This is a genomic window from Streptomyces sp. NPDC012827 (assembly GCF_042900905.1).
Classification (GTDB): domain Bacteria; phylum Actinomycetota; class Actinomycetes; order Streptomycetales; family Streptomycetaceae; genus Streptomyces; species Streptomyces gulbargensis.
Genome location: NZ_JBIBBY010000017.1, coordinates 16,712 through 38,004 on the forward strand (window position 1 = coordinate 16,712; position 21,293 = coordinate 38,004).

General features: G+C 76.0%; 17 protein-coding genes. 11 read left to right on the plus strand and 6 right to left on the minus strand.

Annotation, left to right across the window (positions count from 1 at the left end; all coding sequences use genetic code 11):
* Positions 1–4: 4 nt before the first annotated feature.
* Positions 5–1,642, minus strand: coding sequence for a hypothetical protein (locus ACFY60_RS29095; RefSeq protein ID WP_388617472.1), 1,638 nt, complete (start codon positions 1,640–1,642; stop codon positions 5–7).
* A 37-nt stretch (positions 1,643–1,679) separates the two neighbouring features.
* Positions 1,680–1,874: a hypothetical protein gene (locus ACFY60_RS29100; RefSeq protein WP_046907412.1), complete on the minus strand. Its 195-nt coding sequence runs from the start codon at positions 1,872–1,874 to the stop codon at positions 1,680–1,682.
* 303 nt (positions 1,875–2,177) lie between these two features.
* On the opposite strand from ACFY60_RS29100, the gene ACFY60_RS29105 reads away from it, so the two are divergent.
* Together ACFY60_RS29105 and ACFY60_RS29110 are read left to right on the plus strand one after the other, a co-directional pair.
* The gene (locus ACFY60_RS29105) at positions 2,178–2,570 is read left to right on the plus strand and encodes an ankyrin repeat domain-containing protein (protein ID WP_388617475.1); all 393 of its coding nucleotides are present in this window, start codon (positions 2,178–2,180) and stop codon (positions 2,568–2,570) included.
* 277 nt (positions 2,571–2,847) lie between these two features.
* On the plus strand, positions 2,848–4,287 hold the full coding sequence (locus ACFY60_RS29110) for a HEAT repeat domain-containing protein (protein WP_388617485.1): 1,440 nt from the start codon (positions 2,848–2,850) through the stop codon (positions 4,285–4,287).
* A gap of 232 nt (positions 4,288–4,519) precedes the next feature.
* Here ACFY60_RS29110 and ACFY60_RS29115 read toward each other — a convergent pair whose 3' ends face one another.
* Genes ACFY60_RS29115 through ACFY60_RS29125 form a run of 3 tightly spaced genes read right to left on the minus strand, consistent with a single transcriptional unit; the run spans position 4,520 to position 6,818 of the window.
* Entirely contained in the window at positions 4,520–5,416 is an 897-nt protein-coding gene (locus tag ACFY60_RS29115; protein ID WP_388617489.1) for a biotin-dependent carboxyltransferase family protein, read from the minus strand.
* Positions 5,413–6,057 carry an allophanate hydrolase subunit 1 gene (locus tag ACFY60_RS29120; protein WP_388617493.1) on the minus strand — a complete coding sequence of 215 codons (645 nt, stop codon included), beginning with the start codon at positions 6,055–6,057 and terminating at the stop codon, positions 5,413–5,415. The genes ACFY60_RS29115 and ACFY60_RS29120 overlap by 4 nt, the downstream gene beginning before the upstream one ends.
* Positions 6,054–6,818 (minus strand): LamB/YcsF family protein, encoded by a 765-nt coding sequence (locus ACFY60_RS29125; RefSeq protein ID WP_388617496.1) that lies wholly within the window; start codon positions 6,816–6,818, stop codon positions 6,054–6,056. Before ACFY60_RS29125 ends, ACFY60_RS29120 begins: the two co-directional genes overlap by 4 nt.
* A gap of 216 nt (positions 6,819–7,034) precedes the next feature.
* Here ACFY60_RS29125 and ACFY60_RS29130 point away from each other — a divergent pair, with 216 nt between their 5' ends.
* The 5 genes from ACFY60_RS29130 (at position 7,035) to ACFY60_RS29150 (ending at position 15,764) form a co-directional block, all read left to right on the plus strand.
* On the plus strand, positions 7,035–7,757 hold the full coding sequence (locus tag ACFY60_RS29130; protein WP_388617517.1) for a GntR family transcriptional regulator: 723 nt from the start codon (positions 7,035–7,037) through the stop codon (positions 7,755–7,757).
* Between the two features lie 232 nt (positions 7,758–7,989).
* Entirely contained in the window at positions 7,990–9,534 is a 1,545-nt protein-coding gene (locus ACFY60_RS29135) for a hypothetical protein (RefSeq protein WP_388617519.1), read from the plus strand.
* Positions 9,531–9,983, plus strand: a complete 453-nt coding sequence (locus ACFY60_RS29140) for a hypothetical protein (protein ID WP_388617522.1) — start codon at positions 9,531–9,533, stop codon at positions 9,981–9,983. Before ACFY60_RS29135 ends, ACFY60_RS29140 begins: the two co-directional genes overlap by 4 nt.
* Positions 9,980–10,873, plus strand: coding sequence for a hypothetical protein (locus ACFY60_RS29145; protein WP_388617525.1), 894 nt, complete (start codon positions 9,980–9,982; stop codon positions 10,871–10,873). Before ACFY60_RS29140 ends, ACFY60_RS29145 begins: the two co-directional genes overlap by 4 nt.
* 43 nt (positions 10,874–10,916) lie before the next feature.
* The gene (locus tag ACFY60_RS29150) at positions 10,917–15,764 is read left to right on the plus strand and encodes a hypothetical protein (RefSeq protein ID WP_388617528.1); all 4,848 of its coding nucleotides are present in this window, start codon (positions 10,917–10,919) and stop codon (positions 15,762–15,764) included.
* A 211-nt stretch (positions 15,765–15,975) separates the two neighbouring features.
* On the opposite strand, the gene ACFY60_RS29155 is transcribed toward ACFY60_RS29150, so the two are convergent.
* On the minus strand, positions 15,976–16,395 hold the full coding sequence (locus ACFY60_RS29155; protein ID WP_388617530.1) for a hypothetical protein: 420 nt from the start codon (positions 16,393–16,395) through the stop codon (positions 15,976–15,978).
* 419 nt (positions 16,396–16,814) lie between these two features.
* Here ACFY60_RS29155 and ACFY60_RS29160 point away from each other — a divergent pair, with 419 nt between their 5' ends.
* From ACFY60_RS29160 to ACFY60_RS29175, 4 genes are read left to right on the plus strand one after another with little or no spacing between them, the layout of a single operon-like run.
* A complete protein-coding gene (locus tag ACFY60_RS29160; RefSeq protein WP_388617535.1) occupies positions 16,815–19,694 on the plus strand; it encodes a nitrate- and nitrite sensing domain-containing protein in 2,880 nt (959 codons plus the stop codon).
* Positions 19,691–20,134: a roadblock/LC7 domain-containing protein gene (locus ACFY60_RS29165; RefSeq protein WP_388617537.1), complete on the plus strand. Its 444-nt coding sequence runs from the start codon at positions 19,691–19,693 to the stop codon at positions 20,132–20,134. Before ACFY60_RS29160 ends, ACFY60_RS29165 begins: the two co-directional genes overlap by 4 nt.
* Positions 20,135–20,145: 11 nt before the next feature.
* Positions 20,146–20,571 carry a DUF742 domain-containing protein gene (locus ACFY60_RS29170; protein ID WP_388617540.1) on the plus strand — a complete coding sequence of 142 codons (426 nt, stop codon included), beginning with the start codon at positions 20,146–20,148 and terminating at the stop codon, positions 20,569–20,571.
* Positions 20,552–21,160, plus strand: coding sequence for an ATP/GTP-binding protein (locus tag ACFY60_RS29175; RefSeq protein ID WP_388617543.1), 609 nt, complete (start codon positions 20,552–20,554; stop codon positions 21,158–21,160). The genes ACFY60_RS29170 and ACFY60_RS29175 overlap by 20 nt, the downstream gene beginning before the upstream one ends.
* The last annotated feature ends 133 nt before the right edge of the window (positions 21,161–21,293 follow it).

Sequence of the window (21,293 nt, forward strand, 5' to 3'; positions counted from 1 at the left end):
GTCTTCAGCCCTCCGCCGGGACCGGCGTGTGCCGGGAGGCCGGGTGGGGCGGGGCCGCGGGCTCCGCGAGCGGCTCGGGCACGGTGGCCGGGGGAGCGGCCGACTCCGGAACCTTCTCCAGCGGTGCCGTGACCGCCGGCAGGCGCTCCGGCAGCAGCTGGAGGACCGCCTGCCGGTGCGTCTCGCTCGTCGCGTCGTCGTACGGGTCGGGCGTCGCCGGCACCTGGAGGCGCAGCACCGGGCCCGTACCGAGGCGCGCGTAGCCACGGCCCGGCGGCACCTGCGGGACCGGAGTGGTGTGCGGCTCCGCCCCGAGGACCCACGCGATCCGGTCCGCCGGCGCCGGGCCGAGCACGACCCGGGCCCGGGTGTGGGTCCGTACGGTCTCGTGCAGGGTGTCCACGCTGTCGAACTGCTCCGCCACCACCACCGTCACGTGCGCCGCGCGCCCGTGCCGCAGCGGCACCTGGAGCAGCTCCTGCGGGTCCGGCCGGCCCTCGGCCGCGGCCAGGTGGCCCAGGACGCCCGGCCGGTCGACGAGGATCCACAGCGGCCGCCGGGTGTCCTCGGGCGCCGGCTCGCCCGCCTGGCGGGCGCGGTTCGCGGCGATCAGCCGCCGTTCGGTCTCCTGCACCGCCCACTGCAGGCAGCCGAGCGCGCCGGAGAGGGCGCTCTCGACGCCCAGCACGCCCTCGCGGCCGACCAGGCAGGCGTACTCGCCCGAGCCGGTGCCCTCGACGATCAGGACGTCGCCGTGGGGGAGGGCCTGGAGCGCGAGCGACCGCAGCAGGGAGGTGGTGCCGCTGCCGGGCTGGCCGACGGCGAGCAGGTGGGGCTCGGTGGAGCGCGGCCCGGTGCGCCACACCACGGCGGGGGCGTCCTCCGCTCCGTCGGCGGTCACCACGGGAACGGTCCGCTGCACGGCGTCGGCGTCCGTGAAGCCGAGCACCGTCTCGCCGGGCACGGTCACGAACCGCTGGGCGGCGACGGTGGTGGGCAGCGGGGGCAGCACGCTCATGACGAGCCGGTTGCCCTCCTCGTCCCAGTCGAAGAGGTACTCGCGGCCGCGCCCGGACTTGGCGCGCAGCAACTGTTCGACGCGGGCCCGGGCGGCGGGCTCGCCGTCGGTGAAGTACGGGGGGTACGCGACGCGCAGCCGGGTCGGCCGGCCGTCCTCGTCGAAGGCGTACTCGTCGAGGGCACCGCTCCAGTCGCCGCCGTGGGCGAACAGCGGAGCGGGGTCCTCGGGGACGGAGAAGTACGGCACGAGCGCCTCGTACAGGCCCTTGAGGCGTGCCAGCTCCGCCTCGTCGGGTCCGGTCCTCACGACCGGACGCTCGCGCCCCTTCCACGCGGCGGCGCCCATCAGCGTGACGAGCGCGAACAGCGGCCCGTACGGCATGAGGACGACGGCCAGGACGACGGCCGCGACCAGGAACAGCGTGGGACCGCGCCGCTCCTTGGGGGTCGCGGCCCACCTGGCGCGCGCGGCCGCCGCCAGTTTCCGCAGACCCCGGGTGACCGTGATCAGCGGATGGAGCACGTCGGTGGCGCTGTCGGCGGCCGTGCGCGCGATCTCTCGGCTGCGAGCGATCTGTGCGCTGCCGCTGCTCAGAATGCGGGGGAGTGGTCGCCGGGCCACGTCGTACTCCTGGAGTCGTGGAAGGGGCTGAGGGGCGTCAGAACTTGATCCCGCCCAGGAGGCTGGCGAGGCTCTGCCCGCCCGCCGTGATGCTGGGGGCGATCGCGGTGCCCGCGAGGTAGAAGCCGAACAGCGCGCTGACGAGGGCGTGGGAGGCCTTCATCCCGTCCTTCTTGAAGAACAGGAAGCAGATGATGCCGAGCAGGACCACGCCTGAGATGGACAGGATCATTGGGTGTTCTCCTGGTTGAGGGGACAGTCACCATGAGTCCTTCCAAGTTCACGGGAAGTATCTATGTGATTAAAGGTGCAATCGGGTGAATTGGTGATGTTTTCACTTGACCGGCCGACGCCGCCCCCGCTTCCCGGTGGCGAAATGCGTGAGGTGCGCTAGTCCGGGGCAGGGTCCGGACTGCCGTGATCTTTGCCTCGGCCGGGCTCCGTCATGTCCCCGGACGGGCAGTACCCTGTCGATTCACTCGTACGGCGGCGTTCGCCGTGCGCAGGTCACAGCTGGAAGGGCGGTTACCGAGACATGAGCGAGACTCCCGACCCCGAGGTCGTCGAGCTGGCGTCCAAGGTCTTCGACCTGGCGCGCGCCGGAGACGCCGAGGCGCTCGCCGCGTACGTCGACGCGGGCGTCCCCGCGAACCTCACCAACGACAAGGGCGACACCCTCGTCATGCTCGCCGCCTATCACGGGCACGCCCCCGCGGTCACCGCCCTCCTGGAGCGCGGCGCCGACGCCGACCGCGCCAACGACCGCGGCCAGACCCCCCTCGCCGGAGCCGTCTTCAAGGGGGAGGACGCCGTCGTCCGCGCCCTCCTCGCCGGCGGCGCAAATCCGGAAGCCGGGACTCCGTCCGCCCTGGACACGGCCCGGATGTTCGGCAAGACCGAACTCCTCGCACTCTTCGAAACCCGGTGAACGGGAGCTGAACCCCAGGTGAGAGCGGTGCCGTAAATGTGGTCGCGGCGCCGAAACGGGTGGGTCATCATGACGTCGGGCCCGGTGGACCGGGCCATCGACGAGAGGCAGAGGAAGATGGTCACTGGCAAGCGATGGACGACGAAGCGCGGCTCGGCATGTCGCCGCACGGCCTAGGCGTACGGGTGACGTACCGCCCGACCCGGGTCATACCGGACCCCCGGATGCTCCCGGTCTCCCCCGGTCGTGTCGACAGCTTGATGTGAGGCGTCTTCCCATGTTCGATCCAGTCATAGCGCCGAGCGGCACCCTGCTCGGTCTGCTGCAGAGAGGCCGCGGCGACGGCACCCTGCACGCGCTCGCCGCCCCCCGTGCCGAGGCCCTCGCGGCCCTCAACCACTGCGTGCTCCAGGACCCCCGCCACGACTGGCAGGTCGAGAACCGCTCCCTGTACTACGCCCGTCTCCACCTCGACCTCCACGGAGGCCTGGAGGAGATCGAGGCGCACCTCTTCTGTGCCGAGGACCACCTCGACACCGAGGAATCCCGGACGGGGCTCGCCCTGGCCGTCCTCGGCCACCTCGCCTCCTACGGACGGCGCGACGCCCTGCTCCTCCTGCGCCGCTACGCGGCCACCGGCTCCAACTGGGCCTGGGCCCTGGACGAGCTCGCGCTCCGCGACGACGACGCCGGCCTGCGCGGCCTCGCCCTGCCCGTCCTCGCCCGCTTCCCCGCCGGGCCCGAGGGCGACGCCGACCTGTCCCGCACCGTGCGGGACGCCTTCGAACCCCGCCCCTGGCGGCTCTGGGCCGAGGACCCCCGCGAGGAGGTCGGAGCCCGCGTCCGCGCCGCCCGCGAACAGGGCTCCTTCGACCGCTGGCAGCGCCAGCTGCGCCCGGCCGGACCCCGCCCCGGCTGGAGCGTGCGCGCCGTCCTCGACTGGGCGCAGGAGGGGTACGCGCGCGGTGCGCTGCTGCACGGGCCCGCCGCGCGCTGCCTCACCGCCGTCGCCGGCCCCGAGGACCGGCCCGAACTCCTCGACGCCGCCCGGCACGGAGCGCCGGGAGCCCGGGGCGCCGCCCTGCACCACCTCGCCGAGGCCCGGGACCCCGCCGTCCTCGATCTGGTCGAGGCCGCCGCGGACCTCGCCGCCCACGGGGCCACCGACAGCGACTCCCGTACCGTCGCCGAAGCGGCCGTCGCCGCCTACCGGCGCATGTGCGGGGAGGACGCCGTCGCCCGCGCCCGCGCCTGGGTCCGCCGCGACGACGCCCTCGGTGCCGCCGCCGCCGAGGTCCTCGCCTGCCGGGGCACCGCCGCCGACGCCCGCCTCGTCCTCGACGCCCTGCGCGGCACCGTCCGCGCCGAGGGCCCCGACTCCGCCGCCCTCGGCCCCCTCGCCGACGGCGCGGGACGCCTCGGCATCGCCTGCGCGGCCCCCGTGCTGCGCCACATCTACCGCGAGACCTCCTCCTCCCAGCTCCGCGGCCGGGCCGCCCGGGCCCTCGCCGCCACCGACCCCACCTTCGCGACCGGCTTCGCCGTCGAATGCCTCTGGGACTGCGAGGAGACCACCCGCGAGCTCGCGGCCCAGCACGCGGAGACCGGAGACGTACGCGTCGCCGAGCGGCTCCGCCGCCTCGCCGCCGACCCGGCCGAGGAGGTCGAGGTCCAGACCGCGGTACGGAACCGGATAGGACCGGACCTCCAGGTCTGAGCCGGACCCTCCCCGCCCCCGGTGCCGTGCGTCCGGGCCCGGCGGGAGCGTCCGCTTCCCGTCGCCGGCGGTTCCGGCCCGTGCCGCCCGCCGGACCGGGGAGCGGCGCCCCGGGGTGGTTCCGCCCCCGACGAGGCGGGGCCCCCGCGCCGATGCGCGACGCCGTGGGCGGGGCGGGAACGACCGCCCGGGAGGCGCGCCCGCCGGGCCCCCGTGAGCCCCGGAGCCGTCGCTACCGGGGCCCGCCTCCGGCCGGCCCGCGCCGGGTCACGGGGACGAAGCGGACCGGAGTGCCCGGCACGGCCTGGGCCGCCGCGTCGAGGTCCCCTTCCCGGACCACCGCCACCACCGGATAGCCGCCGGTCGTCGGATGGTCCGCCAGGAACACCACCGGGTGCCCGTCCGGCGGCACCTGCACCGCTCCCAGGACCATGCCCTCGCTGGGCAGTTCACCCGGTACGGCCCGCTCCAGGGGCGGGCCGTCGAGCCGCAGCCCGATCCGGTTGCTCGCCGGCGACACCCGGTACGCGCGCGTGGCGAGGGTCTCCAGGGCTCCGCGGGTGAACCAGTCGTCCCGGGGGCCGAGCCGCACCCGCAGGACGAGTTCGTCCGGCGGGCCCGGCCACGGCGCGGTGTCGACCGGCCCCCGCGCGGAGGGGGTCACCGCCCCCAGCGGCAGGTCGGCGCCGGCCGAGAGCGGCGCCGGGCCCAGGCCGGAGAGCAGGTCGGTGGAGCGGCTGCCCAGCACCGGCTCGACCGCGATCCCGCCGCCGAACGCCACGTACGAGCGCAGCCCGCGCACGGCCGCGCCGACCTCCAGGAGGGACCCGGGCCCGAGCCGCACCGCCGTACCCCAGGCCGCCGGCCGCCCGTCCACCCGGACCGGGCAGGGCGCGCCGCCGACCGCCACGGTCACCGCGCACCCGGTCCGCAGCGCGCACCCGTCGACGGTGGTCTCCAGGACCGCGGCGTCCTCGGCATTGCCGACGAGCCGGTTCAGGAGCCGTACGGCACCGGTGTCGAGGGCGCCCGAGCGGGGCACGCCCAGGTGCGCGTGTCCCATCCGCCCCAGGTCCTGCACGGTGGTCAGCGCCCCGGGCCGGACGACGGCGACCGTGCGGCCGGTCACCGCCCGCCCTCCGCCGTGAACCGGACGCGCGTGCCCGGTGCCAGTAGGGCCGCCGGTTCGCGCCGGGGGTCCCACAGCACCACGTCCGTGGTGCCGATGAGCTGCCAGCCCCCGGGCGAGGGGCGCGGGTACACGCCCGTGTACGGCCCCGCCAGAGCCACCGACCCGGCCGGGACGGCGGTGCGGGGAGTGGCGCGGCGCGGGACCGCGTACCGCTCGCCCAGGCCCGTCAGATAGCCGAAGCCCGGCGCGAACCCGCAGAACGCGACCCGGAACTCCGCCGCCGTGTGGATCCGTACCGCCTCCGCCACCGACACCCCCCACAGCTCCGCCACCTCCGGCAGATCGGGACCGTCGTACCGCACCGGCACCTCGACGGCCTCGCCCACGCGCGCGTGGAGCGGCGCAGGCTCCCAGTGGGGCAGCTCGGCGGCGAGCCGTTCCGGATCGTCCACCCCGTCCAGCAGCACCGTGCGGGCCGCCGGCACCACCTCCCGTACGGACGCCAGCTCCCCGGCCGCGCGCCGCCGCAGCACCTCGGCGTGGAAGGCCTCCGCCCGGTCGCCGTCGGCCAGTTCCACCAGCAGCGCCCGGTCGCCCACCCGCAGCACCCTCGGCGGCCCGCTCCGGCGGGGGCTCACGCGAAGGCCTCCACCCGGATCCCGGCGGCCTCCAGGCCGGCGCGCACGCGCCGGGCGAGCTCCACCGCGCCCGGAGTGTCCCCGTGCAGGCAGAGCGAGCGGGCGTCGACGGGCACCACCGAGCCGTCGTGCGCCGTGACCGTTCCGGTCCGGGCCATGGACACCGACCGCTCCACGACCCGCTCGGGGTCCGTGACCACGGCTCCCTCCCGCCCGCGCGGCAGCAGCGAGCCGTCCGCCCGGTAGGCCCGGTCGCCGAAGGCCTCGGGCACCGCCGGGAGTCCGGCCGCCGCCGCGGCCTCGTGGAGCCGCGAACCGGGCAGCCCCAGCACCGGCAGCGCCCCGCCGGCCAGCAGCACGCCCTCCACGACCGCCGCCGCCTGCTCCCCGTCCCGGACGACCCGGTTGTAGAGGGCTCCGTGCGGCTTCACGTACGAGACGCGCGAGCCGGCGGCCCGGGCGAAGACCTCCAGGGCGCCGATCTGGTAGGCCACCTCGGCCACCAGCTCCGCCGCCGGCACGTCCATCGCCCGCCGCCCGAAGCCCGCCAGGTCGCGGTAGGACACCTGCGCGCCGATGCTCACCCCGCGCTCCGCGGCCAGCTCGCACACCCGGCGCATGGTGGGGGCGTCCCCGGCATGGAAGCCGCAGGCCACGTTGGCGCTGGTCACGACGGTGAGGAGCCGCTCGTCGTCGGTCAGCGTCCAGCGGCCGAAGCCCTCGCCGAGATCGGCGTTGAGGTCGATCGAGACCCTGCTCATGACGGCCTTCCTCTCTCACCCGGCCCCGGCCGGGTGCGGCCCGCCGGGTGCGGCCCGCCGGCGGCGGAGGGCCCGCGGGCGGGAGCCGCGCGGTGCCGCCAACGTAGAGGATTGTTGAACGATCCGACAAGAGATGTGTTGTCCCGTCCCCCGTTCTGCGGTTGACTCGGCCGCGCACGCCGGAGGGGCGGAGGGCAACGGGACGGAAGGGGCGCCGTGGGCACGAGTGACGCCGGGGGACTGACCGAGGACCGCGCGCTGCTCGGGCGCACCAGCACCGCCGAGCGCGTCGCGGACGTCCTCCGCACCCGGATCGCGGAGGGGTACTTCCCGCCCGGATCCCGTCTCTCCGAGGAGAGCATCGGCGGCGCCCTCGGTGTGTCCCGCAACACCCTGCGCGAGGCCTTCCGGCTGCTCACCCACGAGCGGCTGCTCGTCCACCGGCTCAACCGGGGTGTCTCCGTCCGGGTCCTGGCCGCCGACGACGTCGACGACATCCACCGCACCCGGCGGCTCGTGGAATGCGCGGTCGTACGAGGCCTCGGCGAGCCCCCCTTCGCCCTGGCGGCGCTCGCCGCCGCCGTCGCGGAGGGCGAGGCCGCGGCCGGCGCCGACGACTGGCAGGGCGTCGCCACCGCCAACATCCACTTCCACCGCGCGCTGGTCGCCCTCGCCGGCAGCCCCCGCACCGACGAACTGATGCGGAGCGTCCTCGCCGAACTCCGCCTCGCCTTCCACGTCGTGCCGGACCCGCGCTCCCTGCACCGGCCCTTCCTCCTCCGCAACCGCGAGATCCTGGACGCCCTGCGAGCGGGCGACCGGCCCGCCGCCGAACGCCTCCTCGCGCGCTACCTCGACGACTCCCACACCCGCCTCGCCGCCGCGTACGCCCCGTTCGCGGGGCGGCCCCCGGAAGCCCCGGCGGACGGGACCGCCTGAGCGGACGGTCCTGACGGGCCCCCGATCCGATCGCGACGGCGGGCCTCCCGGGGACGCCGTACCGCCGTGCCTCGCCCGCCGGGCCTACCGCCGCGCCCCGTCGGCCAGGCCCCGTACCGACCGGGCCACGCCCCCTCGGAACGCGCGCCCCACTCCGTACCACCGCCTCCGCCCCCCGGCCGGACCTGCGCCGTTTCGACCGCTGTCAGTTCCAGGACCTACTCTGTGCACCGTGACTTCGCCAGCCTCGACGGATCCCGCTCCGCCCCAGCTCAGCGCGGGGCCGCGGCCCGCGCAGGGCCCGGCCGCCGACGAAGGGCTCGCGCGGCGCCTCCGCGCGCTCGCGTGCACCGCCCCGCTGCACGACCTCGACGTCCGCAAGGCGAACCTCGCCGGCGAGTACTCGGTGTACGCGATGGCGGAGGTGGCCCTCGCCGCCATCGACCTCGTCACGCTGAACATGGACTTCGACACCGGCGCCGACCACGAGCAGATAGTGGCCCGGCTGATCCCGCGCGTCGCCGCGCAGGCGCCCGGGCGGCCCGCCGCCGAGCACGAGCGCGTCGCCCGCTGGGTCCTGGAGAACCTGATCAACGTCGGCAGCGTCGACCGCGGCTTCCGCGCCGTCTACGGCACCTTCGACACCGACGGCGTGTACGTCCGCCGGGACTACGACTTCAAGCTCATCGAGGAGGTCCCCGGCTACGGGGGCGGCGTCTACCTCCGTACCACCGACGAGGCCGTCAACGTGCTCGTCGGCGCCCTCGACACCGACGTCACCAGCGCCCAGATCGCCGCCGAGGTGAAGCTGGAGGTGCTCATCAGCCGGGGCCGGCTCGCCGACGCCCAGCTCGCCGCCGAGCAGGCGCGGTACCGGACCGTGCAGTACGCCGAGACCCTCCGCAAGACGCTGGAGGCGACCCGCCGCAACGTCCGCGCCGTGGACTGGCTCCACGCGGTCCCCGACATGATCGCGGAGGCGCTCGACCACGTCGCCGACCGCTACCGTCACGAGAACGCGATCCTCACCAACATCCGCAAGGCGCGCGACGAGGCGGAGACGACCTCCGACCCGAAGACCGCCGAACACAAGCGGCGGGCCGCCGAACTCGTGGACATCGTCAAGGACTGCATCCGGCGCCACACACAGCTCCAGTCCCGCCTCCTGGAGGCCGGCCCCCTCTTCCGCGCCGAACAGGACCGCCAGGCCTTCGCCGCCCCCACCCGGTACACCGGGCTCGACCTGTACGGACAGCTCGTCGCCCCGGTCCTGCCGCTGCCCGTCGCACAGGCCACCAAGGTCACGGACGCCTTCTTCGCCCACGGCACCGGCCTGCGCACCCCCGCCTCCGTGCGCCTCGGCGACCTCGTGGACCTGCTGCTCACCCCTCCCGTGGAGCGCGAGCACCTCGGCGCGGAGATGCCCGAGCCCGACCTCATCGCCACCCCCGACGACTCCCGCTTCAGCGAGGAGCAGCTCGCGCAGGCCCTCCGCCTGCTCGACCTGGAGCACGACGCCCCGCGCCGGCTCTCCGGTCTGCTCGCCGATGCCCGCCGTCTCGACCCCGACCTGCCGTACCTGGTCGCCCTGCTGGCCGTCCACGCGGCGAGCCCCCCGGTGGGCACGGCCTACCGCCAGGGCGAGGAACGGCTCCTCTTCGCGGTGGACGACGGCACGCCCCTGGACGACCCCGAGTTCGGCGGCGCCGACCTCGTCGTCGGTACGGCGCTGCTCGACGCGGCGGGCATGGCCGCCGCCCGTACGGAGGCCTCGTGACCGCCCCCGCGCCCGGTACCGGCCCCGCCACCGCACCGGGAGAGCCCCCGGCCGGCCCGGCTCCGGACGCCGCCGGGCCGGCCGACGGTCCCCGCGTGCGGCCCGTGGTCGTGGAGCCGCCCGCCGGCGCCGCCCCCGGACCCGGGCCGGGAGGCGGACCCCGGGTCGGGTCGGTGCTCCCGGCGGAGCCCTCGCGTGCCGGCGCCGCCTCCGGGCGCGGCGGCCTGCCCGCGGTCCGGGCCGTCCGGCTCACCGGTGACCCGGCCCCGCGGGTCCCGGCCGGCGACCACCCCACGGACCCGGCCGACCCAGTCCACCCGGACGGCCCGGCCACCGCGCCCGCGACGGACCGCCCGTCGGGCGCGGACCGCCCCGCCGCGGTCACCCCCGTCCCCCTTCCCCTGCCCCGTCCCGACACCGAGCGCCGCACCGAGGAGCCCCAGCCGTGAGCGACACCCACGCCGAGTACACCGACGCGTGGAGCGAACCGGAGCCCGCGCAGGCCCCCGCGCCGTCCGCCGTCACCCCCGCCGACGCGGCCGACGCCGCCCGCCTGGTCTCCTTCGGCCTCCAGCCCAAGCTGCTCCCCGCCCGCGACGCCGAGTACGCCGAACTCCTCCGCCGCTACCGCGAGGACCCCCCCTTCGCCCGGCTCGCCGACGCGGTCGCCACCGGCCTCGGCCTGATCGTCCTGGAGGTCTCCCCGCGCGCGGGCATGGCCGTCACCGCGGGCGAGGACTCCGTCTTCGCCGTCCGCATGGGCGACTACGCCCGCCGGGCCAACACCGACTCCGCCGACCGCTTCCTCCACGGCCTCGCCCACCTGGCCGTCGCCGCCATGGCCTTCCCCCGGCCCGAGGACCTCGCCGACGACGGCTACATCGGCCGCCTCACCGTCAACGGCGTCGACGCCTTCGTCCGCCAGGCCTGCCTGCGCCTGGAGCAGCGCGCCGAGGAACAGGGCGAGAACACCGACCCGGCCTCCGACGCCCCCGGCCTGGAGGCGGCCTGGCGCATCTACGCCCGCCGCAGCGCCACCGGCGCCACCAAGGACGCCCGCCGCCTCGCGGGCTCCACCACCGGCATCGTCGGCAAGGCCGTCGCCTTCCTCACCGACTCCGGTTTCCTCCAGCGCACCGGCGACGAGGGCGGCGGCTCCTACCGCACCACCGCCCGCTACCAGCTCCAGGTCCGTGACATGGCCGGCTCGGCCGCCATGGCGGAGCTGCTGGACCTCGGCGTCGTCCCCGTCAGCGACGGCTCCCCGACGCTCCTCCCGCCGCCCGAGGGCGACGACCTGGAACTCGCCGCCGACGCGGGACTGCCGTTCCACGCCTGACCGCCCCGCGTAACCGAACCTCCCAGTACGAGAGTCCCTCGCCATGTACGAGCTGTCCCGGGTCCGCCTCTACTCCATCGGCCCCGCCGGTGCGCGCTACGCCGACACCGTCCTGGACCTGCGCGGAGTCGGCGCCCCCGTGCCGCACCCCGCTCCCACCCAGGCGGAGTTCTTCGAGGAGGAGCCGGTCGGCCCGCCGCGCCGCCCCGCCCCCGCGGGCGTGCTGTTCCTGGAGAACGGCGGCGGCAAGTCCGTCCTCCTGAAGCTGATCTTCTCGGTCATGCTGCCCGGCCACCGCAACACCCTGGGCGGCGCCAGCTCCGGCGTGCTCCGCAAGTTCCTCCTCGCCGACGACTGCGGTCACGTCGCCCTGGAATGGCAGCACACCCTCACCGGCGAGCTGGTCGTCGTCGGCAAGGCCAGCGAGTGGCGCGGCCGGCAGGTCTCCAACGACCCGCGGAAGTTCGCCGAGGCCTGGTACTCCTTCCGCCCCGGTCCGGGGCTCAGCCTGGACAGCCTCCCCGTCGCCGAGGCCACCTCCGTCCGCCCTCCGGTGGAGGGCGCGTCCGGCGCCACCGGCCGCCGCCGCACCATGAAGGGCTTCCGCGACGCGCTCACGGAGGCCGGGAAGGCGTACCCGCACCTGGAGGTGTACTGGGAGGAGATCCACGACCGCTGGAACGAACACCTCGGCGAACTCGGCCTCGACCCCGAACTCTTCCGCTACCAGCGGGAGATGAACGCCGACGAGGGCGAGGCCGCCGGCCTCTTCGCGGTCAAGAAGGACTCCGACTTCACGGACCTGCTCCTGCGGGCCGTCACCGACACCCGTGACACCGACGGCCTCGCCGACCTCGTCGGCGGCTTCGGCAACAAGCTCGGCCGCCGCGCCGAACTGACCGCCGAGCGCGAGTTCACCGCCGGATCCGTGGACCTCCTGAACCGGATCGTGGACGCCGCCGAAACCCGGGCCCACGCGCGCGAGGTGCACGCCGGCGCCGAGCGCCGCACCCGTACCCTCGCCCGCCGGTTCTCCGCCCGCGCCGCCGAGGAGCGGGGCCGGGCCGCCGAACTCGCCCAGCGGGTCACGTCCGCCGCGCACGCCGTCTCCGAGGCCGAGACGGCCCGCGGCCGCAGCGCCCTCATCGCCGCCGAACTCGCCTTCCGGCACGCCTCGCTGGCGCTGACCGCGGCCGAGAAGGGCGCCGCCGCCCAGCGCCGCGAGCTCCTGGAGGCCCGCACCCTGCACTCCGCGTGGCAGGCCGCCGAGGCGGTCCTGCGCCACCGCGCCGCCGCCGACCGTTCGGCCCGCGTGGCCGCCGCCATCCGCGAGGCCGAGCGCGACGCCGCCCCGGCCCTCGCCGCCCGCGCCAAGGCCGCCGCCGACCTCGTACGGGCCCTCGCCGCGGCAGCCGAGGACGGCGAGCGGCACGCCGCCGAGGAGGAGGAGCGGTCCACCGCCCTCCAGGAGGCGGGCGAGGCCGCCCACCGGGACGCCACCGCCGCCGCGACGGAGGCCCAGCGGGCCCGCAGCGAGGCCGGACACCTGCGCCAGCGCCTCGCCGAGGTCGAGCAGGAGACCGCCGAGGCGGTACGGGCCGGCTGGCTCGACGACTCGGCCCCCGACGCCGACCCGGCCCGCGCCGCGCTGGCCGCCAGCGACGCGGAGAAGTCGACGGTCGCCGCCTGGGACGCGGCCCGCGAGGCCGCCCGCACGGCCGCCGAACGGGCCCGCGAGGCCGCCGCCGCCGAGGCCCGCGCCGAACTCGCCGCCGCCCGGGCGGCGGACGCGGCCGATGCCGCCGAGAACGCCTACGGGGCCGAGCGCCGCGCCGCCGAATCGCTGGCCGCCGAGGAGCGCCTGGCCGAGCTGCTGAGCCTCCCGAACACCCCCGCGTCCTCGCTGCCCGGCCAGCGCACCGGCGCCGTTCCCGACCAGGCCGGCCCCGCGGCCGCCGGAAGCCGCGGCGACGGCACCGCCGGCCCCGCCGGTTCCCCGTCCGGTGACCGCGGCCCCGGCGACCAGGCTGCCGGCAGCCACGTGCCGGTCGGCGAGCAGGCGGCCGGCGGCCGCCCCGGCACCGCCGCCGCGACCGGCTCCGGCCACGTCCCCGGCGCCGCCTTCGGCCTCGCGGCCACCGCACACGGCCCCCTCACCGTCACCGAGTTCGACCGGTACGCCGACGAGCTGCGCGCCCTGCTCGACCGGGCCGTCGCCGCCGCCGAGCGCCAGCTGTTCGAGCTGCGGACCGCGGCCGCCGACGACTCCCGCATCCTGGGCGCCCTCGGCGACGGCGGCCTCCTGCCGCCCGGCCCCGACGTCCTCGCGACCGTCGAGCACCTCGGCGAGCACGGCATCCCCGCCCTCCCCGGCTGGCGCTACCTCGCCCAGGCCGTCGATCCCGCCGACCACGCGCGCGTGCTCGCGGCCCGCCCCGAGCTCGTCGACGGCGTGGTGATCACCGACCCCGTCTCGTACGGACGCGCCCGCGAGGTCCTCTCCGCCGCCGCCCTGCTGCCCCGGTCCGCCGTGGCGGTCGGCACCGCCGCCGCCCTCCTCGCCCCCGTCCCCGCCCGGGACGCGGTCGGGGACGACACCGGTGTGTTCCTCGTCCCGCCGAACCCGGCCATGCACGACGAGCACGCGGCCGACGAGGAGCGGCACGCCCTGCGCGCCCGCGCCGCCGCCCGCGACGAGGAGATCCGCGCCCTCGCCGCCCGCCTCGCCGGCGACCGCGCCCTCGCGGCGCGCATCGGAGCCTGGCGCGCCGACTGCCCGCCCGGCATGCTCGCCGAACTCGCCGCCGCGGCCACCACCGCCCGGGAGAAGGCCGAGGCCGCCGCCGCCACCCTCGCCGAGGCCCGTACGGTACGGGCGGAGGCCGAGGAGGCGGCCGCCGACGCCGCCCAGGTCCGCGACGAGCGGCAGGAGGCCGCCCAGCGGGCCCGCCGCGCCGCCGACGCCCTCGCCGGACTCGCCTTCCGGCTCCGCGAGCGGTCCGCCTGGCAGGCCAAGCTCCGCGAACTCGCCGACGACGCCGCCGAGGCCGAGGCCCGTGCCCAGACCTGCCTGGAGCGGGCCCGCGCCGCCGACGAGGACCGCCGCGCCGCCCAGCGCGCCGCCGACGACGCCCACCGCACCGCCCGCGCCCTGCGCGCCGAACGCGCCGAGATCGCCGGTGCCCCCGAGAACCTCCCGGACGAGGACGCCGACGCGCCCCGGGTCGCCCTCCCCACCCTCCGCGAGGCCTACCGGGCCGCCTCCCAGCTGTACGAGAAGGTCGGCGTCGGCGCCGACCTCCGCGCCGAGCAGGCCCGCGCCGAGAGCGACGAGTCCGCCGCGCTCGCCGAGCTGGACCGGCTCACCAACAAGGTCCGCACCCGCGCGGAACAGCTCCTGGAATCCACCGACGGCGCCGACGGCCCGTCCCGGCAGGCCGCGGCGGCCCGCGCCGAATCCCTGGTGCAGATGCTGGAGTCGCGCGCCTCCGAGGCGAGCGAGAAGCTGGGCCGCCTGCGCGGTGAGGCCGAGCGCCTCGCCCCCGAGGACGGCGAGGTCCACACCGAGCTGCCCGAGGAGCTGGTGCCCGTCGACGCCGAGCAGGCCCAGGTCCTGCTGCGTACGGCCACCGCCGAACTCGCCGCCCGGACCGAGGCGCTGGAGGCGGCCCGCGCCGCGCACGCCGGCCTGCTGCGCGACCACCGGTCCGCCGAGGACGCGGCCGGCGGCTTCGACGAGGCCGCCGCCCTGCTGCGGGACCTCCTGCGCGACCACACGGACGAGGACGGCGAGGAGCCCGGCCCGTACCCCGGCGGCCTGGAAGAGGCCCGGACCGCCGCCGCCGAGGCCCGCCGCGCGCTGCGCACCCGCACCGCGGAACTCTCCGCGGCGGACGCGGCGGTCCGCGAGGCCGGCGACATCCTCGTCCGGCACGCCAACTCCACCCGGTACGAGCAGGTCCGCACCCCCGCCCGCCAGCAGATCCGCGAACTGCCCGCCTCCGCGCTCCCCGAGCACGCCGCCAAGTGGGCCGAGGCCTTCGCGCCCCGGCTCCGCGTCCTCACCGACGAGCTGGAGCAGCTGGAGCGCAACCGCGACTCGATCGTGGACCGGCTGCGCGGACTCGTGGAGTCCTCCCTCGCCACCCTCCGCTCCGCGCAGCGGCTCTCCCGGCTCCCCGAGGGACTCGGCGAGTGGTCCGGGCAGGAGTTCCTCCGCATCCGCTTCGAGGAGCCCGACCAGGCCACGCTCACCGAACGGCTCGGCGAGGTCGTCGACGAGGCGACCCGTGCCGCCGTCAGGAAGAACGCCGACCTGCGCAGGGACGGCATGTCCCTGCTGCTGCGCGGGGTGCAGGCGGCGCTCGAACCCCGCGGGGTCTCGGTCGAGATCCTCAAGCCGGACGCCGTGCTCCGCGCCGAGCGGGTCCCCGTCGGGCAGATGGGCGACGTGTTCTCGGGCGGCCAGCTGCTCACCGCGGCCATCGCCCTGTACTGCACGATGGCGGCGCTCCGCTCCAACGACCGGGGCCGCGACAAGCACCGGCACGCGGGCACGCTGTTCCTCGACAACCCCATCGGCCGCGCCAACGCCACGTACCTGCTGGAACTCCAGCGGGCGGTGTCGGACGCGCTCGGCGTCCAGCTGCTCTACACGACGGGCCTGTTCGACACGACGGCGCTCGCCGAGTTCCCGCTGGTGATCCGGCTGCGCAACGACGCCGACCTGCGGGCCGGGCTGAAGTACATCAGCGTGGAGGAGCACCTGCGGCCCGGTCTGCCGCAGCCCGCGGGGGAGGGCGAGACGATCCACGGGGAGATCACGGCGACGCGGATGTTCCGCCGCCACGACGCCGGCGAACCGGCCGGCGCCACACCCCCGGCCCGGTAGGAGCGGCCTCGCGGCCGGCGTGACCGGCAGGCCACGGCGTACGGCGGACCGGGTTGTTCGCAGGGCCACGGCGTACGGAAGCGGGGGGGGGCCCCCCCCCCGGGGGGGGGGCGGGCGGGGGGGGGGGGGGGGGGGGGGGGCCCCCGCCCCCCCCCCGGGGGGGGGCGGCCCCGCTTCCGGTCAGGTTCGCGCGCGGGCGAGCCCGGGCCGGTCAGGCCGCCTCGGACAGCGTCCTCGGCACGCCCGCGGAGGAGGGCTCGGTGGCCGCCCTGCCGGCGCCGTCCTCCACCGCTCCCACCGTCTCCGCCTGCCGCTCCCGGCGCGGCGGCCACGCCGTGCTGCTCGGCTCCGAGACCACCCCGTGACGCTGGCGCCACACCTGGCGGGTGATCCAGATGTCGAGAACGCTCCAGGTCGCCACCACCGTCGAGGCGATGGCGGTGATGCTCATCGGGAAGGCGAGCCAGGAGCCCGCGAGCGTGCAGAGGAAGGCGATGACCGCCTGTATGAGCGTCACCGAGACGATCAGCACGGCCCGGACGGCGGCGTCGCGCACCGGGTCGGGCATCCTGCGCCGGCCCCGCTCGTCCTCCACCCACAGCTGCCGCGCCGACCGCGCGTCGTGTTCCATGGTTCGTCACTCCCCACCGCCGGACGTCTTCAGGTCGGCTGCCCGTTGTGCGCGGCTTTACACGGACAGGCGCCTCCCCGCTCTGCATGACGTGTCTGACGGGGAAAAGGTTTCGCCTGTCCGGAACATGATCCACCGGAACGAATAATTCCAGCCATCTCCGCAGCTCGGGTAAAAGGCGCACCTTTCCGTGTCCTCTGCCACAGTGGCCGATCCCAACTCCCCGAATACCCGGACATCTCATGATCAACGATCACTCGACAGGCTGAAAATCGCCCGGACACTCCTTCGAGATGGCTCTGATGCAGTAGTAGGCTCGCGCCGCCGTTTGTTGAAATCGAAGGTTGACGCCGCGTGTTGACGGCGACGTCACACGTGGAGGGCCTCCGTGGCGCACGGAGGTCGAGCTGGGGGAGGCCATGCGCTTTCGCGGGAAGTCCATCCGCCGGAAGATCGTGGCGTTGCTCCTCGTCCCCCTCGTCTCCCTGACCGGCCTGTGGGGCTTCTCCACGGTGCTCACCGGGCGCGAGGCCGACCAGCTCCTCGACGTCGGCTACATCGTCGACAAGGTCGGCTACCCCCTGGAGGACACCGCCCGGGTCATCCAGCTGGAGCGCCGCCAGTCCCTCGTCTACCTCGCCGACCCGCGCGGCTCCGAGGCCCTCGGCACCCTCCGCGAGGCCCGCCGCGCCACCGACCGGCAGATCGCCCGGATCCGCGCCAACGCCGCCGAACCCGGCGTCCGCGACGAGATGCGGCCCGTCACCACCCAGCGCCTCAACTCCCTCCTCGAAGCGCTCGACGGCCTCACCTCGCTGCGCCGCTCCGTGGAGAACCGCAGCATCGGCCGCATGCAGGCGCTCGACTTCTACAACCGCCTCGTCGACCCCTGCTACAGCTTCCTCGTCACCCTCCACGCCCTGGAGAACGTGGAGATGGACAAGCAGGGCCGCGCCCTCGTCGGCATCACCCGCGCCCGCGAACTCCTCTCCCGCGAGGACGCCCTGGTCCTGTCCGCCCTCGTCGCCGACCGGATCACCGCCCAGGAGATCCGCGCGATATCGGACCTCGTCGCCAACCGCGAGCAGTTCTACGAGGTCAACCTCGAACTGCTCCCCGCCGCCGAGCGCGCCCGTTTCGAGAAGTTCTGGCGCAGCCCCGGCACCGCCGCACTGCGCACCGCCGAGAACGCCCTGATCGAAGCCGGCCCCACCGACAACCCCCGCACCGTCACCGCCGCCTACTGGCAGGACGAGGCCAGTCCCGTCCTCGACGCCCTCGCCCGCGAGAACACCGCCGCCGGCGACCGCTACCAGGACCGCGTCCAGCCCGCCGCCTACAGCGTCCTGCTGAAGGCCGGAGCCGCCGGTGTCCTCGGCTTCCTCGCCCTCCTCGCCTCCCTCGTCATCTCCGTCCGCATCGGCCGCGACCTCATCCGCGACCTGCGCCGCCTGCAGAAGGAGGCCCAGGAGGTCTCCGGCGTCCGGCTGCCCAGCGTGATGCGCCGCCTCGCCGCCGGCGAACACGTCGACGTCGAGACCGAGGTCCCCCACCTGGGGTACGGGGAGGACGAGGTCGGCCAGGTCGGCCAGGCCCTCCACACCCTCCAGCGCGCCGCCGTCGAGGCCGCCGTCAAGCAGGCCGACATGCGCCGCGGCGTCTCCGAGGTGTTCGTCAACCTGGCCCGCCGCAACCAGGTCCTCCTCCACCGCCAGCTCACCCTGCTCGACACGATGGAGCGGCGCACCGAGGACACCGAGGAACTCGCCGACCTCTTCCGCCTCGACCACCTCACCACCCGCATGCGCCGCCACGCCGAAGGCCTCGTCATCCTCTCCGGCGCCGCCCCCTCCCGCCAATGGCGCAAGCCCGTCCAGCTCATGGACGTGGTGCGGGCCGCGGTCGCCGAGGTCGAGGACTACGAGCGCATCGAGGTCCGGCGCCTGCCGCGCCTCGGCGTCGGCGGCCCCGCCGTCGCCGACCTCACCCACCTCATCGCCGAACTCCTCGAGAACGCCACCGTGTTCTCGCCCCCGCACACCGCCGTGCAGGTGCTCGGCGAGCGCGTCGCCAACGGCTTCACCCTGGAGATCCACGACCGCGGCCTCGGCATGACCCCCGAGGCCCTGCTCGACGCCAACCTCCGCCTCGCCGAGACGCCCGAGTTCGAGCTCTCCGACACCGACCGCCTCGGCCTCTTCGTCGTCAGCCGGCTCGCCCAGCGGCAGAACGTCCGCGTCTCGCTCCAGACCTCCCCGTACGGCGGCACCACCGCGGTCGTGTTCATCCCGGCCGCCCTGCTCACCGACGCCCCGGAGACCCAGGGCGCCGGTTTCCGCCTGGACCGGACCCACCTGGACCGCGCCGCCCCCGACCGCGCGGCGGCCGATGGCACGGGCCCCGACCGCGCCACCACCGGCCGGACGCGGCCGGGCGCGCCCGGTGACGACGGCCGCCTGCCCACCCGCAGGCCCGCCCTCGCCCGCGTCCCCGACGTGACCGCGACGCCCGCACACCTCGACGGACCGGTCGAGCTCGAACCGCCGCTCGGCGAAGAGGACTTCGACACGCTTCTCGACCGCTCCGCCGACCTCCTGGACTCCGACAGCGAGCGCGGGGGCCTCTTCCGGCCCCGCGACCGCCGCCGCGGCCTCGCCCCCGCCGGCGAACAGCATCAGCAGGCCTCCGACACCCCGGCCGACGCACGCGGGGGCGCCGACCGCCCGGGCCGGGACGGAGCGGGGAACGACACCGTTCCCACGCCGCACGGCCCCCTCCCGCTGCCCCGCCGCCGGCCGCCGACGCTCGTCGTGGACCACGGACGCCGCCTGGACGAGGGCGGCCGCGCCCACCCGGCCCCCGGACGCCCCGGCGCCGACGGCTCCGGGCCGCACGAGGACGCCCCCCGAACCCGCCGGAACGACTCCCGTGCCCGCGGCGCCGACGCCCGTGACGACCGGCCCGTGCCGCCGCACGGCACCGGACCCACCCTCGTCCCCGTACCCCCGGAGCCGTCCGACACCTTCGGCGGCCTGCCCCGCCGCGTCCGCCAGGCCAGCCTGGCGCCCCAGCTCCGCGACCACGACCGCACGGACGCCGGCACGGGTACGAGCGGCGGCACGGGGAGGGGCACGGGCACCGCCGGGGCCGGCGGGCCCGACTCCTTCGAGCGCGACGCCGACGAGGTACGCGCCCGCATGGCCGCCATGCAGCGCGGCTGGCAGCGCGGGCGGCGGCACAACGCCGAACCGGACGACACCACAGCACCAGGAACGACACCGGAGGGGGACGGTCGATGACCGCACCGAACGCCGCAGCACCCAACAGCACCCACGGACGCGGGAACGGCGAGCTGAACTGGCTCCTCGACGAACTCGTCCAGCGCGTCGGGTCCATCCGCAAGGCCCTGGTGCTGTCGAGCGACGGACTGCCCACCGGCGCCTCCCAGGACCTGACCCGGGAGGACGGTGAGCACCTGGCCGCCGTCGCCTCCGGATTCCACAGCCTCGCCAAGGGCGTCGGCCGCCACTTCGAGGCGGGCAGGGTCCGCCAGACGGTGGTCGAGCTGGAGGACGCCTTCCTGTTCGTCACCGCCGCCGGCGACGGCAGCTGCCTGGCCGTCCTCGCCGACGCCGACTCCGACGTCGGCCAGGTCGCCTACGAGATGACCCTCATGGTCAAGCGGGTCGGCGCCCACCTCACCACCGCGCCCCGGGCCGGCCTGTCCACCGGAGGGTGAGTGGCCGGACCATGAGCGACGCAGCCGAATCCACCCCGGACGACGCCGGCCGGCCCCCCGTCCGCCACCACTGGTTCGACGACGAGGCGGGCCCGGTGGTCCGCCCGTACGCGATGACCCGGGGCCGGACGAGCGCCGCCTCCCGCCACCGGCTCGACCTCATCGCGCTGGTGGTCCCCGAGCCCGCCGCCGACGACCCCGGCCGGGACCGGACGCTCTCCCCCGAACACGTGGAGATCGTCGAACGCTGCTGGGAACAGCCCCAGTCGATCGCCGAGCTCGCCGCCGGACTCGACCTCCCCGTCGGGGTGGTCCGGGTCCTCGTCGGCGACCTCGTCGAGGACGAACTCGTCCATGTGACCCGCCCCGTTCCGCCGGCCGAGCTGCCGGACGTGAGCATTCTCCGCGAGGTGATCAATGGCCTTCGGGCGCTCTAGCCGCAAGAAGACCCCCGTCGAGCCGATGACCCTGAAGATCCTGGTCGCCGGCGGGTTCGGGGTCGGCAAGACGACGCTGGTCGGCGCCGTCAGCGAGATCAGGCCGCTGCGCACCGAGGAGATCCTGAGCGAGGCCGGGCGGCCCGTGGACGACCTGGACGGCGTCGAGACGAAGACGACCACCACGGTCGCCATGGACTTCGGGCGGATCACCCTGCGCGAGGACCTCGTCCTGTACCTGTTCGGCACCCCGGGACAGGACCGCTTCTGGTTCCTGTGGGACGAGCTGGCGCAGGGCGCGCTCGGCGCGGTCGTCCTCGCGGACACCCGCCGCCTGGAGGACAGCTTCGCGGCGATCGACTACTTCGAGCGGCGCGGCATCCCGTTCACGGTGGCCGTCAACTGCTTCGAGGGCGCCCGGCGCTACCCGCCCGAGACCGTGCGGGGAGCGCTCGACCTGGACCCCGAGGTGGAGCTCCTCATGTGCGACGCCCGCGACCGCGAGTCGGTGAAGGAGGTCCTGGTCGCCGTGGTCCGGAACGCCATGACCCACGCCGCCCGCGTCCACCCGGCCCCCGTCAGCTCCTGAACTCCACCCCCGCCCCCCGGCCGGCGCGGCCGGCCCGGGGGGGGGGGGGGGGGGGCCGGGGCGGGCAACCAGACCGTCCGGCCACCCACCCCCCGGCCAACGGGTACGAGAAGTAAGGGGGGGGGTAAGGGAC

Bases quoted from the DNA above. Each gene is read 5' to 3' on its own strand.
- ACFY60_RS29105 (WP_388617475.1), top strand. From the start codon at position 2,178: ATGAGCGAGACTCCCGACCCCGAGGTCGTCGAGCTGGCGTCCAAGGTC.
- ACFY60_RS29125 (WP_388617496.1), bottom strand. From the start codon at position 6,818: ATGAGCAGGGTCTCGATCGACCTCAACGCCGATCTCGGCGAGGGCTTC.
- ACFY60_RS29160 (WP_388617535.1), top strand. From the start codon at position 16,815: ATGCGCTTTCGCGGGAAGTCCATCCGCCGGAAGATCGTGGCGTTGCTC.
- ACFY60_RS29165 (WP_388617537.1), top strand. From the start codon at position 19,691: ATGACCGCACCGAACGCCGCAGCACCCAACAGCACCCACGGACGCGGG.
- ACFY60_RS29110 (WP_388617485.1), top strand. From the start codon at position 2,848: ATGTTCGATCCAGTCATAGCGCCGAGCGGCACCCTGCTCGGTCTGCTG.
- ACFY60_RS29100 (WP_046907412.1), bottom strand. From the start codon at position 1,874: ATGATCCTGTCCATCTCAGGCGTGGTCCTGCTCGGCATCATCTGCTTC.
- ACFY60_RS29150 (WP_388617528.1), top strand. From the start codon at position 10,917: ATGTACGAGCTGTCCCGGGTCCGCCTCTACTCCATCGGCCCCGCCGGT.
- ACFY60_RS29175 (WP_388617543.1), top strand. From the start codon at position 20,552: ATGGCCTTCGGGCGCTCTAGCCGCAAGAAGACCCCCGTCGAGCCGATG.
- ACFY60_RS29155 (WP_388617530.1), bottom strand. From the start codon at position 16,395: ATGGAACACGACGCGCGGTCGGCGCGGCAGCTGTGGGTGGAGGACGAG.
- ACFY60_RS29170 (WP_388617540.1), top strand. From the start codon at position 20,146: ATGAGCGACGCAGCCGAATCCACCCCGGACGACGCCGGCCGGCCCCCC.